General features: G+C 44.1%; 15 protein-coding genes and 2 tRNA genes. 12 read left to right on the forward strand and 5 right to left on the reverse strand.

The genetic code is table 11. The features are described 5' to 3' along the window. The first annotated feature begins 385 nt into the window (after positions 1-385). From gltX to PG901_RS11285, 6 genes are all read left to right on the forward strand, one after another. Positions 386-1915 carry a glutamate--tRNA ligase gene (gene gltX / locus PG901_RS11260; protein ID WP_271134445.1) on the forward strand — a complete coding sequence of 510 codons (1530 nt, stop codon included), beginning with the start codon at positions 386-388 and terminating at the stop codon, positions 1913-1915. Between the two features lie 136 nt (positions 1916-2051). Next, positions 2052-2429, forward strand: coding sequence for a hypothetical protein (locus tag PG901_RS11265; RefSeq protein ID WP_201619558.1), 378 nt, complete (start codon positions 2052-2054; stop codon positions 2427-2429). Positions 2430-2551: 122 nt separating this feature from the next. Continuing rightward, positions 2552-2627: transfer RNA gene (locus PG901_RS11270), tRNA-Ala, on the forward strand. 157 nt (positions 2628-2784) lie between these two features. Further along, positions 2785-2860: transfer RNA gene (locus tag PG901_RS11275), tRNA-Glu, on the forward strand. 235 nt (positions 2861-3095) lie between these two features. Continuing rightward, positions 3096-3749: a LysE family translocator gene (locus PG901_RS11280; protein WP_271134446.1), complete on the forward strand. Its 654-nt coding sequence runs from the start codon at positions 3096-3098 to the stop codon at positions 3747-3749. Positions 3750-3781: 32 nt separating this feature from the next. Further along, positions 3782-4240, forward strand: coding sequence for a hypothetical protein (locus tag PG901_RS11285; protein WP_271134447.1), 459 nt, complete (start codon positions 3782-3784; stop codon positions 4238-4240). A gap of 109 nt (positions 4241-4349) precedes the next feature. Here the strand turns inward: PG901_RS11285 and acnA are convergent, their stop codons facing one another. Both acnA and PG901_RS11295 read right to left on the reverse strand, forming a co-directional pair. Continuing rightward, positions 4350-7157: an aconitate hydratase AcnA gene (gene acnA, locus PG901_RS11290; protein ID WP_271134448.1), complete on the reverse strand. Its 2808-nt coding sequence runs from the start codon at positions 7155-7157 to the stop codon at positions 4350-4352. Positions 7158-7612: 455 nt separating this feature from the next. Continuing rightward, positions 7613-8626, reverse strand: a complete 1014-nt coding sequence (locus PG901_RS11295; protein WP_271134449.1) for a DUF3025 domain-containing protein — start codon at positions 8624-8626, stop codon at positions 7613-7615. Between the two features lie 114 nt (positions 8627-8740). On the opposite strand from PG901_RS11295, the gene PG901_RS11300 reads away from it, so the two are divergent. Beyond that, positions 8741-9457 (forward strand): metal-dependent hydrolase, encoded by a 717-nt coding sequence (locus tag PG901_RS11300; protein WP_271134450.1) that lies wholly within the window; start codon positions 8741-8743, stop codon positions 9455-9457. A gap of 44 nt (positions 9458-9501) precedes the next feature. Continuing rightward, entirely contained in the window at positions 9502-10077 is a 576-nt protein-coding gene (locus PG901_RS11305; RefSeq protein WP_271134451.1) for a YchJ family protein, read from the forward strand. A gap of 23 nt (positions 10078-10100) precedes the next feature. Here PG901_RS11305 and PG901_RS11310 read toward each other — a convergent pair whose 3' ends face one another. From PG901_RS11310 to PG901_RS11320, 3 genes are read right to left on the reverse strand one after another with little or no spacing between them, the layout of a single operon-like run. Further along, on the reverse strand, positions 10101-11024 hold the full coding sequence (locus tag PG901_RS11310) for a class II glutamine amidotransferase (protein WP_271134452.1): 924 nt from the start codon (positions 11022-11024) through the stop codon (positions 10101-10103). Continuing rightward, the gene (locus tag PG901_RS11315; protein WP_271134453.1) at positions 11025-11336 is read right to left on the reverse strand and encodes a hypothetical protein; all 312 of its coding nucleotides are present in this window, start codon (positions 11334-11336) and stop codon (positions 11025-11027) included. A gap of 49 nt (positions 11337-11385) precedes the next feature. Next, positions 11386-12573, reverse strand: a complete 1188-nt coding sequence (locus tag PG901_RS11320) for a homoserine kinase (protein ID WP_271134454.1) — start codon at positions 12571-12573, stop codon at positions 11386-11388. A gap of 180 nt (positions 12574-12753) precedes the next feature. On the opposite strand from PG901_RS11320, the gene hisF reads away from it, so the two are divergent. The 4 genes from hisF (at position 12754) to thiL (ending at position 16821) form a co-directional block, all read left to right on the forward strand. After that, positions 12754-13536 (forward strand): imidazole glycerol phosphate synthase subunit HisF, encoded by a 783-nt coding sequence (gene hisF / locus PG901_RS11325; protein ID WP_271134455.1) that lies wholly within the window; start codon positions 12754-12756, stop codon positions 13534-13536. Between the two features lie 190 nt (positions 13537-13726). Beyond that, a complete protein-coding gene (gene ribH / locus PG901_RS11330; RefSeq protein WP_183621061.1) occupies positions 13727-14257 on the forward strand; it encodes a 6,7-dimethyl-8-ribityllumazine synthase in 531 nt (176 codons plus the stop codon). A 333-nt stretch (positions 14258-14590) separates the two neighbouring features. Beyond that, the gene (nusB, locus tag PG901_RS11335) at positions 14591-15763 is read left to right on the forward strand and encodes a transcription antitermination factor NusB (RefSeq protein WP_271134456.1); all 1173 of its coding nucleotides are present in this window, start codon (positions 14591-14593) and stop codon (positions 15761-15763) included. Positions 15764-15765: 2 nt separating this feature from the next. Further along, the gene (gene thiL, locus PG901_RS11340; protein ID WP_271134457.1) at positions 15766-16821 is read left to right on the forward strand and encodes a thiamine-phosphate kinase; all 1056 of its coding nucleotides are present in this window, start codon (positions 15766-15768) and stop codon (positions 16819-16821) included. The last annotated feature ends 3 nt before the right edge of the window (positions 16822-16824 follow it).

Below are 16824 nucleotides of genomic sequence, written 5' to 3' on the forward strand. Positions count from 1 at the left end.
AGCGTTATCAGTGGCTGACGAAAAGGTTGTTTTAAGATCTTGCTTACTTTTTGACTTATTATTCGATATGGACACAAACGACTCAGTAGATGACGACCATTTTGGTCAGTAATAGTAAAAAATCAGATGAAAATAAACAAGTTATGACTTGTCTAACATTATTATCGCAAGGATACACTGGTAGTCAAGCGCTAGACGGGCTTTTCGTTAAAAATATCCCATCTCTCTGTTATACTAGCGCTATATTTTACGCTATTTTTCTACCTTGACGGCTATTGTTTGTGCCGTATTTTTTGTTCAAACTTGTCATGCACATTTATTATTAATACTTTTAACCGCCATTTTTCACTGCCATATTCATTAACCACCCTATTCTGAGAATTTTATGATGCAATCATCGACTTCAAGTAACAGCACGCGCCCTGTCCGTACTCGTATCGCGCCTTCACCGACTGGCTTTCCGCATGTCGGCACCGCTTATATTGCGCTATTTAATTTAGCCTTTGCCAAAGCCCACGGCGGCGAGTTTATTTTACGTATCGAAGACACTGACCAAACGCGCTCAACCGAACAATCTGAAAAAATGATTTTGGATGCGCTACGTTGGGTTGGTCTTGACTGGAGCGAAGGTCCAGATATCGGCGGTCCGCATGCGCCTTATCGTCAGAGCGAGCGTAGCGATATTTATAAAAAGCATGCCGAGCAGCTCATAGAAAACGACCATGCGTTTCGCTGCTTTTGTAGCAGTGAAGAGCTTGATGCCATGCGTGCTGCGCAAATGACCAATGGCGAAACGCCGCGTTACGACGGTCGCTGTGCCCATTTAGCCCCAGAGAAAACCGCGCAATTGGTTGCTGAGGGCAAACCAAACGTCATTCGTATGCGCGTGCCTACCGAAGGCGTCTGTCAAGTGCAAGACATGCTACGCGGTACGGTTGAGATTCCTTGGACGCAAGTCGATATGCAAGTGCTGCTAAAAACCGACGGCATGCCAACTTACCATCTAGCCAACGTCGTCGATGACCATTTAATGGACATCAGCCATGTGTTGCGCGGTGAAGAGTGGCTCAACTCTGCGCCCAAACATCAGCTGCTTTATGAATATTTTGGTTGGGAGATGCCGGTTCTTTGCCATATGCCGCTACTACGTAATCCAGATAAATCAAAGCTGTCTAAGCGTAAAAACCCAACCTCTATCACTTACTACCGTGATGCCGGTGTACTACCTGAAGCGCTGCTCAATTATCTTGGTCGTATGGGCTACTCTATGCCTGACGAAGCGGAGAAATTTACCTTAGAGGAAATGATTGCCAGCTTTGATATTCAGCGTGTGTCCCTTGGCGGTCCTATTTTCGACATCGAAAAGCTCAATTGGCTTAACGCCGAATGGTTACGTGCGCTAACGCCAGAAGAACTCAAAAACAAAATCCTCGACTGGGCAAGTAACAGCGATAAATTAACCGCTATCGCCGCAGCAATCCAGCCACGTATTGAATTATTGTCTGATGCGGTCAATTGGGGCGGCTTTTATTTCCAAAACCTACCTGCTATCAATGCCGAAAGCTTTACCCATAAATCACTGACGCCTGAGCAAATTACTGAGATGCTGCAACTGGCGCTTTGGCAGCTAGAAACCTTGCCAACGTGGTCAGAAGAAAACATCTACGCCACCCTAAAAGGTCTTGCGGCTCACCTTGATATTAAGATGCGTGACTTTATGGCGCCATTCTTTATCGCTATCGCTGGTAGCACCTCATCGACGCCTGTCATGAATTCTATGGCAATTATCGGCGCTGATATGACATTGACACGCTTACGTCATGCAGTTGACGTACTAGGCGGCTTGGGTAAAAAGAAACTAAAAAAACTTGAGAAACAAGCAGCAGAATTGCCAGACTTCTTAGCTGATAAATAGTTTGGCAGCTGAATAGTTTTTGCAATTTTTAATTAAAAATTGGATTAATAAATAATAAAAAGGGGTCAGGCTAATACTGCCCCTTTTTTACGTTAATCTCAGCATTTAAAATTCAACACCTTCATTGGAAATAAACATGGCCGCCAAAACCGTCACCATCGAAAGCAAAGATTATGTCTTTAATACCCTCAAAGAAGCGCAGAATTACTATGATGCCATCGTAAAAGAGCTATACGACGCAAAACTTACCCTGACAACCGGTCAAGACTTTGAAGATTTAAAATGGATATATAGCACTTACTGTAAGTATACCAAGCAGAATTTAGATAAATTAAACAATTCTGACATTGTTGGTTTTAAAGGTATAAGTACTGTCCGAGAAAAAGGTGGTCAATATATCCCAACGGAATGCTGTGCAATCATTTTTTCTGACAGCAGCTCTAACTGTACGGAAGAAGAATTCTTTACCGACAAAGCCCTAAAAGAGATTGCCATCAAGCAAAATCCGCGCTAATTTAAGCTTATTAAGCAGCTAAAATGGCTTTAAACGCTTTTTTTTGCATATTTATGCATTATTTTTCAAATAGCAGTTGACAAGACTGCCGGTCTTACATAAAATACGCACACTCTTAGCGAGGGGCTATAGCTCAGTTGGTAGAGCACTTGCATGGCATGCAAGGGGTCAACGGTTCGACTCCGTTTAGCTCCACCATACTATTTATCGCAACGCTCAGTATTACTGAAACTTGATATAAATACTCGCTAGTAGGACGATATCAGCACCTAGGCACAGCTTGCTCTGTTATTAATAGATAAGCTCTCTGATATTGTGAAGTACCGTTGTAACCACGGGTTATAACACTCTATGCGTCCCCATCGTCTAGAGGCCTAGGACACCGCCCTTTCACGGCGGTAACGGGGGTTCGAATCCCCCTGGGGACGCCACTATTCGGCGTCACTTATTAGCACTTTTGCTTAGCACCTTTTAAGCATCAGGTTAGACTAATAAGCGAACAATAAAAAAGCCCAGTCATCATACGGTGACTGGGCTTTTTTATGTCTGTGGTTTTTAAAAATGGCTATCAAGGCTGTATAAGTCCTTGGGAATATTGATAGAATGCAAGGTAAAGGCGCTCTATAAACTATAGATATTTGAAGCTATCACAAGGATGTATTGGCTATGTTTGGTATTGAGAATTATCTAGGGTTTGTCATGGCGGCCATTTTGCTAAACCTAACCCCTGGTAGCGATAGCATGTATATCATCACCCGTAGCATTTCACAGGGTAGCCAAGCAGGGTTTTATTCTGTGTTAGGTATCATCTCAGGCATTTTAGTCCATACGTTGTTAGCAGCGCTGGGCTTGTCCATCATTTTGGCCAATTCTCCACTGGCATTTATGATCGTCAAATATATCGGTGCTAGCTACTTATGTTATTTGGGCGTAAAAATGCTTATGAGCAAGCAGCAGCCTTTGATAGCCGAGAGTTTACAAGAAAACGAAAAATCTTCGTCCGCTAAGACTCTAGATCATTGGCAAATATATAAACAAGGTGTACTCACCAATACCTTTAATCCAAAAGTCGCATTATTCTTTTTGGCATTCTTCCCGCAGTTTATCGATGCCAGTTATGCTTATAGCATGGTGTCGTTTATCATTTTAGGATTGACCTTTGCTGTTACTGGCTTTATATGGTGCTCCTGCTTAGCATTACTAGCGTCAAAATTCAGTGAAAACCTAAGAAAGAACCCCTCTATCGAAGTGATTTTAAATAAAATAAGCGGTGTGGTGTTTGTTGGCTTGGGGATTAAACTGTTGACTGATAAGGGTTGAAACCATCGGATTAAATAGCAGAGGAAATAATAATGAATGATGATACTAAGCAAAAAATCACTTTATTACTTGAAGAGTTAGTTAATACTCCATGCTCAGAGTCAAGGCAAGTAGCAATAAAGCTTGAACTAGATAAACTGTCTCCTGACCCATTTTGGAGTGACTATATATTCTGGAGTGAGGAGTATGTAAACGAAAATGGAAATATAAATTATGAGGCGTTTTTTGATAAAATTTCTGAGTATCCAAATTCTCATGAGTATAAAACAAAGAGTCGCATTTTAGAGTTGGCTAAAAAACTTATTATTAGAGATTTCTCTGATATTAGTGAAGTTGATATAGTAAATGAAATCAATGAACTATCTCCTGATATCAGCTGGACGAACTATCTTTTTGTTGATAAAACCTGCTTAAAAAATGACGGTAGTATCGATCAAGAAAAATTCTTAAATAAAATATTTAAGGAGAGCTGGAATGAGAACTTCAGATAATGTAATGGAATAGATTTTCAGATACTTTTTCTTTTTTCTAGCCCAATAAAAAGCCCAATCCCCTACTTTAACTGGGACTGGGCTTTTGTATGATAAATAGAGCTAGCTATTAAGCAGCATTTTTACTCTCAGCTGCCAATTGACGTAGCACATAGTGCAATACACCGCCGTGACGCACGTATTCGCGCTCTTTTGGCGTCTGTAGCATGACATTGACATCAAAGCTCTCAGTTGAGCCATCGGCACGTGTGGCCGTAACCTTGGCGATTTTGCTTTCGCCATTATTAAGACCTGTGATGCTCAGCACCTCAGAACCGTCTAAATTATAGGTCGCGGCATTTTCACCGTCTTTAAAGGTCAATGGCAAGACACCCATACCGACTAGGTTTGAGCGGTGAATACGCTCAAATGAGCTGGTCAATACCGCTTTTACGCCAAGCAAAATCGTACCCTTCGCGGCCCAGTCACGACTAGAGCCAGAGCCATATTCTGCCCCGCCAAGTACCACGAGCGGACGCTTTTCTTCTTTATACTTCATCGCCGCATCATAGATGGCCATTTCTTGACCGTCTTGTAGCGTCGCGCTATCGCCGTTGAAGTAATAAGTGTAGCCGCCCTCTTTACCGCCCATCATAGTGTTTTTGATGCGGATATTGGCAAACGTACCGCGCGTCATGACCGCATCATTACCACGGCGTGAGCCATAGCTGTTGAAGTCGGCTTCCATTACACCGCGCTCTTGCAGGTACTTACCCGCAGGAGAATTGGCATCGATATTACCGGCTGGTGAGATATGATCCGTGGTGATTGAATCACCGAATAGACCCAAGATACGCGCGCCTTCGATATCAAGGATACCCTCTGGCTCCATGGTCATACCATCAAAGAACGGTGGGTTCTTAATGTACGTAGACTCTTCGCTCCATGGGTACAGCTGGCTATCAGCTGAGCTAATGGCGTTCCATGCAGCACTACCGTCAAACACTTCACCATAGTTTTTACGGAACATATCAGCGTCGATATTATTGGCAATCAGCTCATTAATTTCTTCTGACGTTGGCCAAATGTCTTTTAGGAAGACATCATTACCGTCGTTATCCTGACCTAGTGGATGCGTGGTTAAGTCAATATCGACGGTACCTGCCAGCGCATACGCAACAACGAGCGGTGGTGACGCCAAATAACTGGCTTTGACGTGTGAGTGAATACGACCTTCAAAGTTACGGTTACCTGACAATACAGCTGCGGCAACCAAATCGCCTTCTTCGATAGCCTCTTCAATCGCCCCTAATAGCGGACCTGAGTTACCGATACAAGTGGTACAACCATAACCAACTAGGTAGAAGCCGATTTTCTCGAGCTCATCCATTAGCTGAGACTTTTCAAGGTAATCAGTCACCACTTTTGAGCCGGGAGCCAGTGAAGTCTTAACCCATGGCTTAGCCGTTAGACCTTTTGCAGCGGCTTTTTTCGCAACCAGACCTGCACCTATCATCACTGCTGGGTTTGAGGTATTGGTACAAGAAGTAATCGCCGCGATAACGACAGAGCCATCACGCAATCTATACTCTTCGTCTTCGATTTTGACCGTGCAATAAGTACTGCCTTCCGCGCAGAAAGGATTGGGTTTTGCCGCCAGAGTTTTTGCTTGATCTTGCTTACCGCCTTCTTCATCAAAGCGTACCTTGGCTTCAACTTCTTTCTTACGGTCTTTGGTCATCGCCGTCAAGGTTTCACCAAATTTTTCATGCATATCAGATAGATTGATACGCTGCTGTGGCAAGTTTGGACCGGCAAGTGCTGGCTGTACGGATGATAAATCTAGCTCTAACTTACTTGAGTAAGTCGCTGCTGGCGTATCGGCATCGTGCCATAAGCCTTGCGCTTTGGCATATTTTTCAACCAGCTCAATCTGGTTTTCTTCACGACCTGACAGACGTAGATAATCAATCGCCATTTGGTCAATCGGGAAAATACCACAAGTCGCGCCATACTCTGGTGCCATGTTGGCAATCGTTGCACGATCAGCAAGTGGCATACTGTGTAGACCTTCGCCATAGAACTCGACGAATTTACCAACCACGCCATGCGCACGTAGCATTTCAACCACACGTAATACCAAATCCGTCGCAGTGACGCCTTCGGTTAATTTACCCGTCAGCTCAAAGCCAACGACTTGTGGAATCAGCATCGATGATGGTTGACCAAGCATTGCCGCTTCCGCTTCAATACCGCCAACACCCCAACCAAGGACGCCAATACCATTAATCATCGTGGTGTGACTGTCCGTACCAAACACCGTATCAGGATACGCAGTCAGCTCACCGTCGACATCAGCAGCCATTACCACGCGGGCTAGATATTCAAGGTTAACCTGATGCACAATACCCGTTGCTGGTGGCACGACCACAAAGTTTTTAAAGGCATTTTTGCCCCAATGTAAAAACTCATAACGTTCATTGTTACGTTTAAACTCAATTTTCTCGTTTAAATCCAGTGCATCTTCGCGGCCATAGGCATCGACCTGTACAGAGTGGTCAACGACCAATTCACTTGGGATAAACGGGTTAATTTGCTCAGCGTTACCGCCAAGCTCAACGACTGCATCACGCATCGCTGCCAAATCGACCACCGATGGCACACCGGTGAAATCTTGCAGGACAACACGCGCTGGCATAAAGGCAATTTCTTTTGACGCTTCTGCACCTGCGTCCCAATTGGCAACCGCTTCGATGTGATTTTTGCCGACAGATTGGCCATCATCTTCATTACGTAATAGGTTTTCTAAGACGATTTTCATACAAAATGGCAGCTTACTGATGTTCTCGTAAGTGTTGGTCAGCTTTGGCAGGCTGTAATAAGCGTGCTCCTTGCCATCGACCGAAATGGTGTCTTTTACATTAAAAATATCACTCATGGTAGCTTCCTTATCGTTGTTATAGATCCTGAACATAAATGACTCTTGAACTAATATGACTATCAATCAATAAGCATTTATGCTGATAACTGGTGGCTAAATAGATGGTGGTTTAGTTGTTCTTAAATTAAATGGATTTGTTAAATTGAATGGCTATTTTAGTTTCTAACAAGCGCTAAATTAAACGTTTAACAATAGCTAAGTGCCCTAGCCAACTGTGCTTTTACTCTAACAAACCCTGTGTTAATAACAGTTTTATTAATACAGCGACGTTAACAAAAGTTATAAGCATCTGTTTAGCGTTTAACAGTAACGCCCTTTTACCATAACAAATAACCCGCCCTTTGTTAACGTCTAGATGGTGTTGAATCGTGGCACAATCGTAAACGCGATAGTGCGTCCATGCTTTAGCGGTTAAGGGTTCACAGTTAACTGACAAGGTATGAACTTATCTTTTATTTTTGACGGCGACGACCGCTACGAAAGACTTGGCTGTCCTCATAAAAGCTCGAATTGGCATTTTCTGCCCAATAGTGCGGTACCCCCAAAATGGGTAATGGAGACAGTTTGCGCGGTGTCACATCTGGTTGTGATAATAACGCGTCCATATAATCAGCTACTCTTTTATCCAAATGACTAATGCGCTCAGATAGCGATAAGGCAAAAAAATCTTGCGTGACATTTATCACGATACTATGGGCGCATAATGCCTTGCGTGGCTGAAGTAGCTTCTCTAACAGTGCATGACCAAAAATATAAACTGCCGCCTGAGAGTGGTTATTCGACTGCTTTGGCTTATCCCACTTGTCACGCGGTGCAACCAAACTTGCCTGCCAATCAAAATCAATCAATGCCTTACCGATACTTGCATCAGCGGTGACTAATATTGCGCCATTTTCATCAAATACGGTAATGGTATCGCGGACACGCCCGCGACTGGCACCAATACCTTGTTGATTGATTTCAAGCATATGATAATAATTCAGCAGCGCTTTGGTCTTGGGAAAGGTTAGCCAAATGCTACCGTTAAATAAATCATGCAAATTATTACGGGTTGGAATATTACCGGTCGTGCCGATAAAACTCTCGTACGCCTCGCCTGCTGGCAACGCATTTTGCGAGACAAATTGTAAGGTTTGGGCTTTATTGTTTAGTGCAGGTTTGGTTTGCGGTAATGGCTGTTGTAAATCATCAGCCTGTTGCTGCAACGATGTATTCAAAACCTTGGCGATAATATCAGGTATGTTTTCGAGTTTATCTGTCTGAGCAGAATTATCTCTTAAAGAGCTAAGCTTTATGATGGCTTTACTTATATAGCCTAACTGATTTAAGTGACAGAGCCATGGCGCTTGCCAGTCAATAGCAGCAAAGCTGTCATCAAGCTGACTATCGCATGCAGACGGGTCATTAATAGAAGCGTCAGAAGAAGCAGTTGGATAAGGCTTAGCAGGTAAATCAGTAGCGGTCATGTTCACTATCTCTATTAGACGACTGGCGTGGCTATGGTATCATGGAGCGCTTTTTTACGGCTAGACAAGCCGCTCGAAATACTGTTTTCGCGTGCTATTTATTGATGAGTTTTTATGGCAAATTTTAACACCCACTTAAATGTTGCATTCATGGTCAGCGGTACGATGAGTCTAACGGTTTATAAAGCCGGATTGATTGATGATTCAGGGTTCTTAATGTGCGTGGCGCTCGGTACCATCGGGGGACTGTTGCCTGACTTGGATTCTGATAATTCAACGCCGATTAAGCTTGGTTTTAATATTACCTCGTTTATTTTTGCCTTTGGTCTGGTGATGCATTGGCGTAGTGAGCTGAGTTTACTGGCGCTGATAGCATTATGGCTAGCAGGCTACGGCTTTATGCGTTATGTGGTGTTTTCGATTTTTACCAATATGACCGTGCATCGCGGTGTCATACATTCGGTGCCCTATATGGCGATAATGGGGCTTGGAATGACCTATATCAGCTACGATATTTTAGACTTACCGTTGACGGTTAGCTGGTTTTACGGCTTGTTTTTATTCGGCGGCGCCATGGTACATTTGGCATTGGATGAGCTATATAGTGTGAATTTGTCCAATATGAAAATGAAGCGCTCATCGGGTACAGCGATGAAGTTCTATCAGCATAAAGACAAATGGTGGTATCTGCTACTGTACGTTATCCTTGCGCTCTTGGTGTATTTTGCGCCGCCGTTTGATGAGTTTTGGCAGCAGCTACGTGACCCCACGCCTTGGGCAAAGCTTAAACTGGGGCTATGGCCAGAATTGATCAAAAACTGGCTCAATTGAAACTTATAAATCGCTAATAATATAAATAACAACTTGAGTAAATAATGTCAATTTCCCTACCAATCTGCCCTTGCCAAATCAATCCATCATCGGATGACATCAGCGCGCCGCTACTTTATCAAGACTGCTGTCAGCCTTATCATGACGGGCTTTTAAATAACGAAGCTGATAAAGATAATGGCGTAAAGCCAGACTCTGCTGAACGTCTTATGCGGTCGCGTTATAGCGCCTTTGTCTTGATTAAACCAGAATACATCGTCAAGACGACGCTACCCGCACAGCAAGCATTACTTGATATCAAGGCTATTGAGTCTTGGGCAAAAGAAACGGTTTGGGCAGGATTAGAGATCATTACGCATACGCCAAAGCTAGGTAAACGCCATGCGCAGGTTGAGTTTAAGGCTTACTTTAATATCTCTGATAACACAGCTGATAGTTTAGAAGAAAAAAGACAGGCGCATCATGAATTGTCTGCCTTTGTAAAAGTAACAGACAAAGCGAACAACGATGCGCGTTGGTATTTCCTCGACCCGACTGTTTCTATGACTGTCACGCAAAAACAGCCATGTATTTGTGGCTCAGGTGAGAAGTTTAAGCGTTGTTGTGGAATGTATATTTAATTAACATAAAATATTCGCTAACCCTAAACACTCGCTCCAACCGCGCGTGCTACCGCAATGCCTTCCTCAACGGTCAAAAATTTGCGCTGACTTGGGCTGTCTTTATAAATGACGTCACCATCTTGGAATATCAGACATTCATTAACTGCCAACTGTTGCCATTTTTCATTTTCAGTCAATGGTACAGTAACTAGAATCGTAACTTTATCCGTGTCGGTAGTCACATCGCTAAAGTTAATCGCCAAATCGTCATCTGCTAATTTCGCTTCACCAAATGGCGCTTGTCGCGTCAGATAAAACAATAAGCTACCAGCATAAGCCAGCTGCCATCTGCCATTTGATATCAGGCAATTAAACAAACCGTTTGCGGATAGATAACGACATTGGGTGGTTAAAAAATTAAACAGCGTCTGATCATCTGGGCGAGTTTTAAAGCTGCTTTTTAGACGATTAACGAGATAACAAAACGCCATTTCAGAATCGGTATTACCGACTGGCTGGCAATGTGAGGCATTACCATTGTCTTGCAGGCGCTGACAGCGTTTAATAAATTCGCTATTCATCTGCCCGTTATGGGCAAATACCCACTGCTCGCCCCACACTTCACGGACAAATGGATGGGTATTGGCCAAGCAATTCTGCCCTTGGGTCGCCTTACGGATATGGGCAATCACGTTCATCGCTTTAATTGGATAATTATTAACCAAATCAGCAACGGGCGACAAATGACTTGGTCGATTGTCATGAAATAGACGCAGACCAGTCGAGGCATTGTCCGACTTTTCACTATTAGAGCTGTCACTATTAGTGCATTCGCTGCGCTCGAAAAACGCAATACCAAAGCCATCTTCATGACTGTCAGTCATGCCGCCGCGACGCCGGAATCCTGCAAAGCTAAAGCCAATATCGGTTGGGGTATTACAGTTCATTCCTAAGAGTTGACACATTTATACTTCACCGCCGTTATTGTCGTCTTTTGCAGGATTTAAAGTAGGGTTTAGAGTAGCTTCTGACACTTCATCAAACATCTCATAAGGCGTGGCTCCATCGGTGTCAATATTCGCCAAGATACGCTGCGCATGCGCCAAATCAGTATCCTGTATCCACAGCACAATCCCAGAATTCATACCGGGCATGGCACTCAGCGGTTGCAGAGACACCGTAATACCGTTATTACGCAGCAGATTGGCATGTAACTCACCTTGGATATTGGTATCGTAGCGTGCCAGTTTGTGCCAGTTATCAACTTGATCGGTCATGGAATCCGCCTTTATAGTTTTGATACAGGAATGGTCGAACAACAACAATCTATGCTAATTGGTCGAGCGTATATTCTTTGATTGCAAAATCACTGCTATTACTTAATTTATCACGTGCTTGCTCAGCTTGGGTGATATTGCTAAAAATACCGATTATCTGAGTGTTTTTTTGCGCCGCTGATTGATTATCTAACAATACAAAGACCGTATTTTGCGCTTTTTCAACATGTGACCAATGATAAGCAGCAAGGCGTTTCATTAAGTCAGGATTTTTAACCATGATATTATCGCCAGTACGCCCTTCGGTACGGTTATAGTGGATAACGTTTAAACGCAATAGCCAAAAAATCACCGCCGCTTTGGCGAGCATCACTGGTAAGGCGCGTTTTTCATCTTCGCCAAGCTGACGTTTTGACTCATAGCCTTGCAAAAATGCCGCCATTTTACTGCGGTCAAAATTGACGGTTTCGCCCTGCTCGGCATCGCCCCAGGTGGTACAAAAATCATTAATGGTAATGGCAATATCCATCACATAATGCTCAACGCTGACTTCGGTAAAGTCTAACAATCCCGTTAAACGCTCTGCGCCTTTTTGGCTATTATTTAACGATAAGTCCCATAAGGTATTATCAGCGAACATGTCTAAATGACATAAGCCTTTTGGCAACGTCGCAAGCGGCAAATCTGAGTAAGCGCGCCAAATATCGCTCATGAGCTTGGCTTCGTCACCGGGCATAAACTGCATTTCACGGTCGCGCACATCCGCCCATGGATATAAAGGTACGCCATATTCTTCCGCAGGCTGTAATGCTTGTAAGGTCTCATGCAGCATGGCTAAAGCGGCACCAATCTCATGGCACATCGCTTGTGTGGTTTGCTGTGGGTGCGCGCCTGCCAAACAAGGCACTAGCGTAATCGCTTTATTGTCATAATGAATGACATAGCATTTTTCTGCGCTATCAGCGCCTAAATCAAGCAATGCTAACGGCGCGGCGACCGGTAATTTACCATCCAATTGATTGAGGATAACCGCCATTTTTTCGATGTCTTCTGGTGGACGCTCTTCAAATAAAGTAAATACATAAGAGTGCGCGCCATCTACATCGTCAGTCGTCTGAATAAACCAGTTAGAGTTTTTGATACCTTGGGTAATCGGAATGGCACGCGCGAAAGACACACCAAAACGCTGGCAAAAAGCGGCAAACTGATCATCGGTTAACTGGGTATAGACGGACATGACATCTCACTTATGGCAATGGAATAAGAAGGTAAATGGCTACGGTAATGACAGTGATTGTACCGCGCATGAGCAAACTTTGGTTAAAAGCATAATAATCTTACGAAAAGCTGCCTGATATGGCGGCGATTTTGCTAGACTAGCGCTTACGGATAAATTGATTATAAGGTGAAAGACCCTATGTTAGCAAAGCGTATCATCCCTTGTTTGGATGTTGATAATGGCCGTGTGGTCAAAGGCGTGCAGTTTGTCGATATCAAAGACGCCGGCGACCCTGTTGAAGTCGCTAAGCGCTATAACGAGCAAGGCGCTGATGAGATTACTTTTTTAGACATTACGGCGACCAATGATGAGCGCGATACCACTTATCATACCGTTGAGCGTATGGCTGAAACCGTGTTTGTACCGCTCACAGTTGGCGGCGGTGTGCGTAAGATTGCCGATATTCGTAACTTGCTCAATGCCGGTGCGGATAAAGTAGCGATTAATTCAGCAGCGGTATTTACCCCTGAGTTCGTCGGTGAAGCGGCGCAGAAATTTGGTAATCAATGTATCGTCGTTGCTATCGATGCCAAACGCGTTGCAGATATCACGGTCGATGGCGTTATTGTGCCACGTTGGGAAATCTTTACCCACGGTGGTCGTAAGCCAACCGGTATTGATGCCGTTGCTTGGGCAAGTAAAATGAGCGATCTTGGCGCTGGCGAATTATTGGTCACCTCAATGGATGGTGACGGCACCAAAAAAGGCTATGATTTGGCACTTATGAAGCAGATTACCAGCCGCGTTAATGTGCCGGTTATTGCTTCAGGTGGCGTTGGTAACTTGCAACATTTAACCGAAGGCGTATTAGAAGGCGGCGTTGATGCGGTACTTGCTGCCAGTATTTTCCACTTTGGTGAATATACGGTGCAAGAAGCCAAAGAATATATGGCAGCACAAGGCATAGCAATGCGCTTATAACGCCTTGGTAAAATACAAATGCAACGGTAAAAAATGTTATCATAGCGCTAACTACTTCTTATCATTTGATTTTCGTTCATTTTATGGCTTATTTAACGGATAATTAACCGGTTAGATAAACGATTTGAACCCAGCGTTATATTTAGACTCCTATATTTTATTAAAAGCCCATTCAGCAAAGGATATTTTTATGTCGAATTTACAACAGCAGCGCAATGATGTGACCCATATCGATGGTAATTTACATCAAAATGAAGATGCGCGTATCGGTATCGTCGTTGGTCGTTTTAACGGTTTTGTCGTTGAATCATTGGTAGATGGCGCAATCGATGCGCTACTACGTCATGGCGTTTTGGGTAGCAATATTACCGTGATTCGTGTACCGGGCGCATTTGAGTTGCCATTGGTTGCCCAGCGCGCGGCTGAATCTGACCGCTTTGACGCTATCATTGCGTTAGGCGCGATTATCCGTGGTAGCACGCCGCATTTTGACTTTGTCGCTAGCGAATCTGCCAAAGGTTTAAGCAGTGTTGCGATTGATTATAATATCCCTGTTGCCAATGGCGTATTGACCACTGACAGCATCGAGCAAGCGATTGAGCGCTCTGGCACCAAAGCCGGTAATAAAGGCTCAGAAGCGGCGATGGTGGTGTTAGAGATGATTGCGGTATTATCACAATTAGATATTGATGATGACTATGATAGTAGCGACAATGCTTAGATAGACAATGCTTAGATAATAGTAACGATGCTTAAGGGTGACGCTTAATTAAACCGTCATTTTATAAAGTGTTTTGCTTATTTAATCAGCTTAATCAGCACTGTGGTTTTTATAAGCTATTGTTTGTTATAAATAGCCACAGTGTCATTGCTACAAAGAATAATGCTACAAAGAACAGTGCTCTAAAAAACATTGTAAACGGCGCTAACAAGCACCGCTGCAACACTCGACTGTCATAGCTGTCAGCCGATTACTATTTAACATATTTTATGCTATTGCTTATCCCATAGTTGCTTATCACATATTTGTTTAAAACCTAGGTACAAACCCCTTATGACTGACCAACTCAAGCGCGCTATTAGCGCTGCGCAAACCGCACAACTCACTGATGGACAAGCTGAAGCGACGCGTATCGCAAGCAGTAGTGCGGGCGATCAAACCTTCGATATGAGTGAAACCACTTATAAGACCAGCCACACCGCGGTGCGCAAGGCTCGTCGCTTTGCCATGCAAGGTCTATACGAATGGCTCGTTACTGACCGCCGTTTTGATATCGATGGCAAGCTTGGCTGGAAAGCCAATGCCCCGCATGATATCGCTGCCCGTACCCGTGCGACCAATGCCATGCATACCGTACATATCGGCTATTACCATGAAATGATGCGCGATATTCCAGAGCAAATTGACGCCCTCGATGCGCTAATCAGTCAGCATCTTGATCGTGAAATCGATAAGCTTGATACTGTCGAGCACGCCATTCTCTTAATTGGCGCTTACGAGCTACAAAACCGCTTAGAGATTCCGTATAAAGTCGTGCTTGATGAGGCGATGAAGCTGAATAATCATTTTGGCGCTACAGATGCGCATAAATTGATTAATGCTGTCCTTGATAAAATGGCGGTTGAATTGCGTGTGCTTGAAGTAGAAGCAGATAGCAAAGCCAATCTACGCACGTCACAAAAAGCGACGACTCAATCTAAGACTAAGCAGGCTGAAGCTCAATCTGCTAATGTTGAAGAAGCTAGTGAAAGCACTGCTGAATCTGAACTCGACAGCACGTCAACTGCTTCAAACAAACCGCGTATCAGTGCCAATAATGCCAGTGTTAAACGCAATAGCGCGAGTAAAGCATTAGCAAATATCATTGATTATAAGATAAGTAAGCAAAACGAAGCGGCTAAAGATGTCGTTGTTGCCGATCCTATCGTTAATGAAAATCCTGTTAATGAAAATCCTGTCGCAGAAAGCACGTCGGCTGATAATGTCAGTGACGAGGGCAGTAATGCAGATAGTAGCGCAGATAGCAATGAAGCCAGCAATGAGAACAGTAGTGCCGCCGATATTGCCCTACACGACTCTAATATCGTTAGCGCTGACTCAGAAGAAGCCGCAGATAACAGCTCGTCAGATAATACTGAGTTAGACGATACTGAGCTAGATAATACTACGTCAGACAACTTAGATAACATTGTGTCAGATGATACTGATGCAAAAAGTAAAGACTAATCATGAACGAGTTTGAGCTGATTGAGCGCATATTTTCCCAAATGCAAGCTACGCCGTCATTGTCTAGCACTGTCGATAAAGGCACTGTTGATAAAGGCAATGTCGAAAAAGGCATTGGTGATGATGCCGCGGTAATGAAATTGCCTGCAGGCTCGCGCTTGGTCAGCTGTATTGATACGCTCGTTCAAGGTCGTCACTTTAGCGCTGATTGGGAGCAAGTGAATAAGCTCGCCTTTGCCATCGGTTATAAAGCTGTCGCAGTCAATATCTCCGACATTGCCGCGATGGGCGCAACCCCGCATAGTATTTTATTGGCATTAGCCTTACCTGAGCGTTTGGCGAATGAGCAATGGCTGACTGAGTTTGCTAAAGGTTTATTTCACGCTTGCCAGCTATTTGGTGTGACGCTTATTGGCGGTGATACCACGCGCAGTGATAGCTTGATACTCAGTGTCAGTGCGCAAGGATTACTTGCTGCAAGCACACCAGCTGTGTACCGCTCAGGCGCGCAAGTCGGCGATAAAATCTATGTCTCAGGCACGCTTGGCGATGCCGCTTATGCGCTACAGCATCCTGACAATGCTCAGGGCGTAGAGCTTGCCCATCGATTGCATATGCCCACACCACGTATTGCCTTAGGTGCAGCATTGGCAAAACTTGGTGCAACTTCAATGATAGATATCTCTGATGGTCTGTATCAAGACCTTGGTCATATCTGCCAGCAAAGTAAGGTTGGTATGCGCATACATCTTGAGCAGCTGCCTACCAGTCAAGCATTGGCACGCAGCGAGTTAACTGAGCGCTTATTATGTCAGCTGACGGGCGGTGATGATTATGAGCTGGCTTTTACCTTGCCTGCCCATATCGCGCCACCGATTGATAATAGTAGCAACACGCCTGTCACCTGTGTCGGTGAAGTAATAGCTGTAAACGACACAGATGGTGCTAAGAATTTACGACCAGAGATTTTTTATCAAGGACAGCCAGTCACAGCGGCTCATCCCGCCCCCTTTTCTACTTGGCCCAATCTGACGGGTTATCAACATTTTGCAGGTTAGCCC

Source organism: Psychrobacter sp. ANT_H3, assembly GCF_027919975.1.
Classification (GTDB): Bacteria; Pseudomonadota; Gammaproteobacteria; order Pseudomonadales; family Moraxellaceae; genus Psychrobacter; species Psychrobacter maritimus.

Bases quoted from the DNA above. Each gene is read 5' to 3' on its own strand.
- thiL (WP_271134457.1), top strand. From the start codon at position 15,766: ATGAACGAGTTTGAGCTGATTGAGCGCATATTTTCCCAAATGCAAGCT.
- PG901_RS11305 (WP_271134451.1), top strand. From the start codon at position 9,502: ATGTCAATTTCCCTACCAATCTGCCCTTGCCAAATCAATCCATCATCG.
- nusB (WP_271134456.1), top strand. From the start codon at position 14,591: ATGACTGACCAACTCAAGCGCGCTATTAGCGCTGCGCAAACCGCACAA.
- PG901_RS11315 (WP_271134453.1), bottom strand. From the start codon at position 11,336: ATGACCGATCAAGTTGATAACTGGCACAAACTGGCACGCTACGATACC.
- gltX (WP_271134445.1), top strand. From the start codon at position 386: ATGATGCAATCATCGACTTCAAGTAACAGCACGCGCCCTGTCCGTACT.
- PG901_RS11280 (WP_271134446.1), top strand. From the start codon at position 3,096: ATGTTTGGTATTGAGAATTATCTAGGGTTTGTCATGGCGGCCATTTTG.
- PG901_RS11285 (WP_271134447.1), top strand. From the start codon at position 3,782: ATGAATGATGATACTAAGCAAAAAATCACTTTATTACTTGAAGAGTTA.
- PG901_RS11310 (WP_271134452.1), bottom strand. From the start codon at position 11,024: ATGTGTCAACTCTTAGGAATGAACTGTAATACCCCAACCGATATTGGC.
- PG901_RS11320 (WP_271134454.1), bottom strand. From the start codon at position 12,573: ATGTCCGTCTATACCCAGTTAACCGATGATCAGTTTGCCGCTTTTTGC.
- PG901_RS11300 (WP_271134450.1), top strand. From the start codon at position 8,741: ATGGCAAATTTTAACACCCACTTAAATGTTGCATTCATGGTCAGCGGT.
- ribH (WP_183621061.1), top strand. From the start codon at position 13,727: ATGTCGAATTTACAACAGCAGCGCAATGATGTGACCCATATCGATGGT.
- PG901_RS11265 (WP_201619558.1), top strand. From the start codon at position 2,052: ATGGCCGCCAAAACCGTCACCATCGAAAGCAAAGATTATGTCTTTAAT.
- hisF (WP_271134455.1), top strand. From the start codon at position 12,754: ATGTTAGCAAAGCGTATCATCCCTTGTTTGGATGTTGATAATGGCCGT.
- PG901_RS11295 (WP_271134449.1), bottom strand. From the start codon at position 8,626: ATGACCGCTACTGATTTACCTGCTAAGCCTTATCCAACTGCTTCTTCT.
- acnA (WP_271134448.1), bottom strand. From the start codon at position 7,157: ATGAGTGATATTTTTAATGTAAAAGACACCATTTCGGTCGATGGCAAG.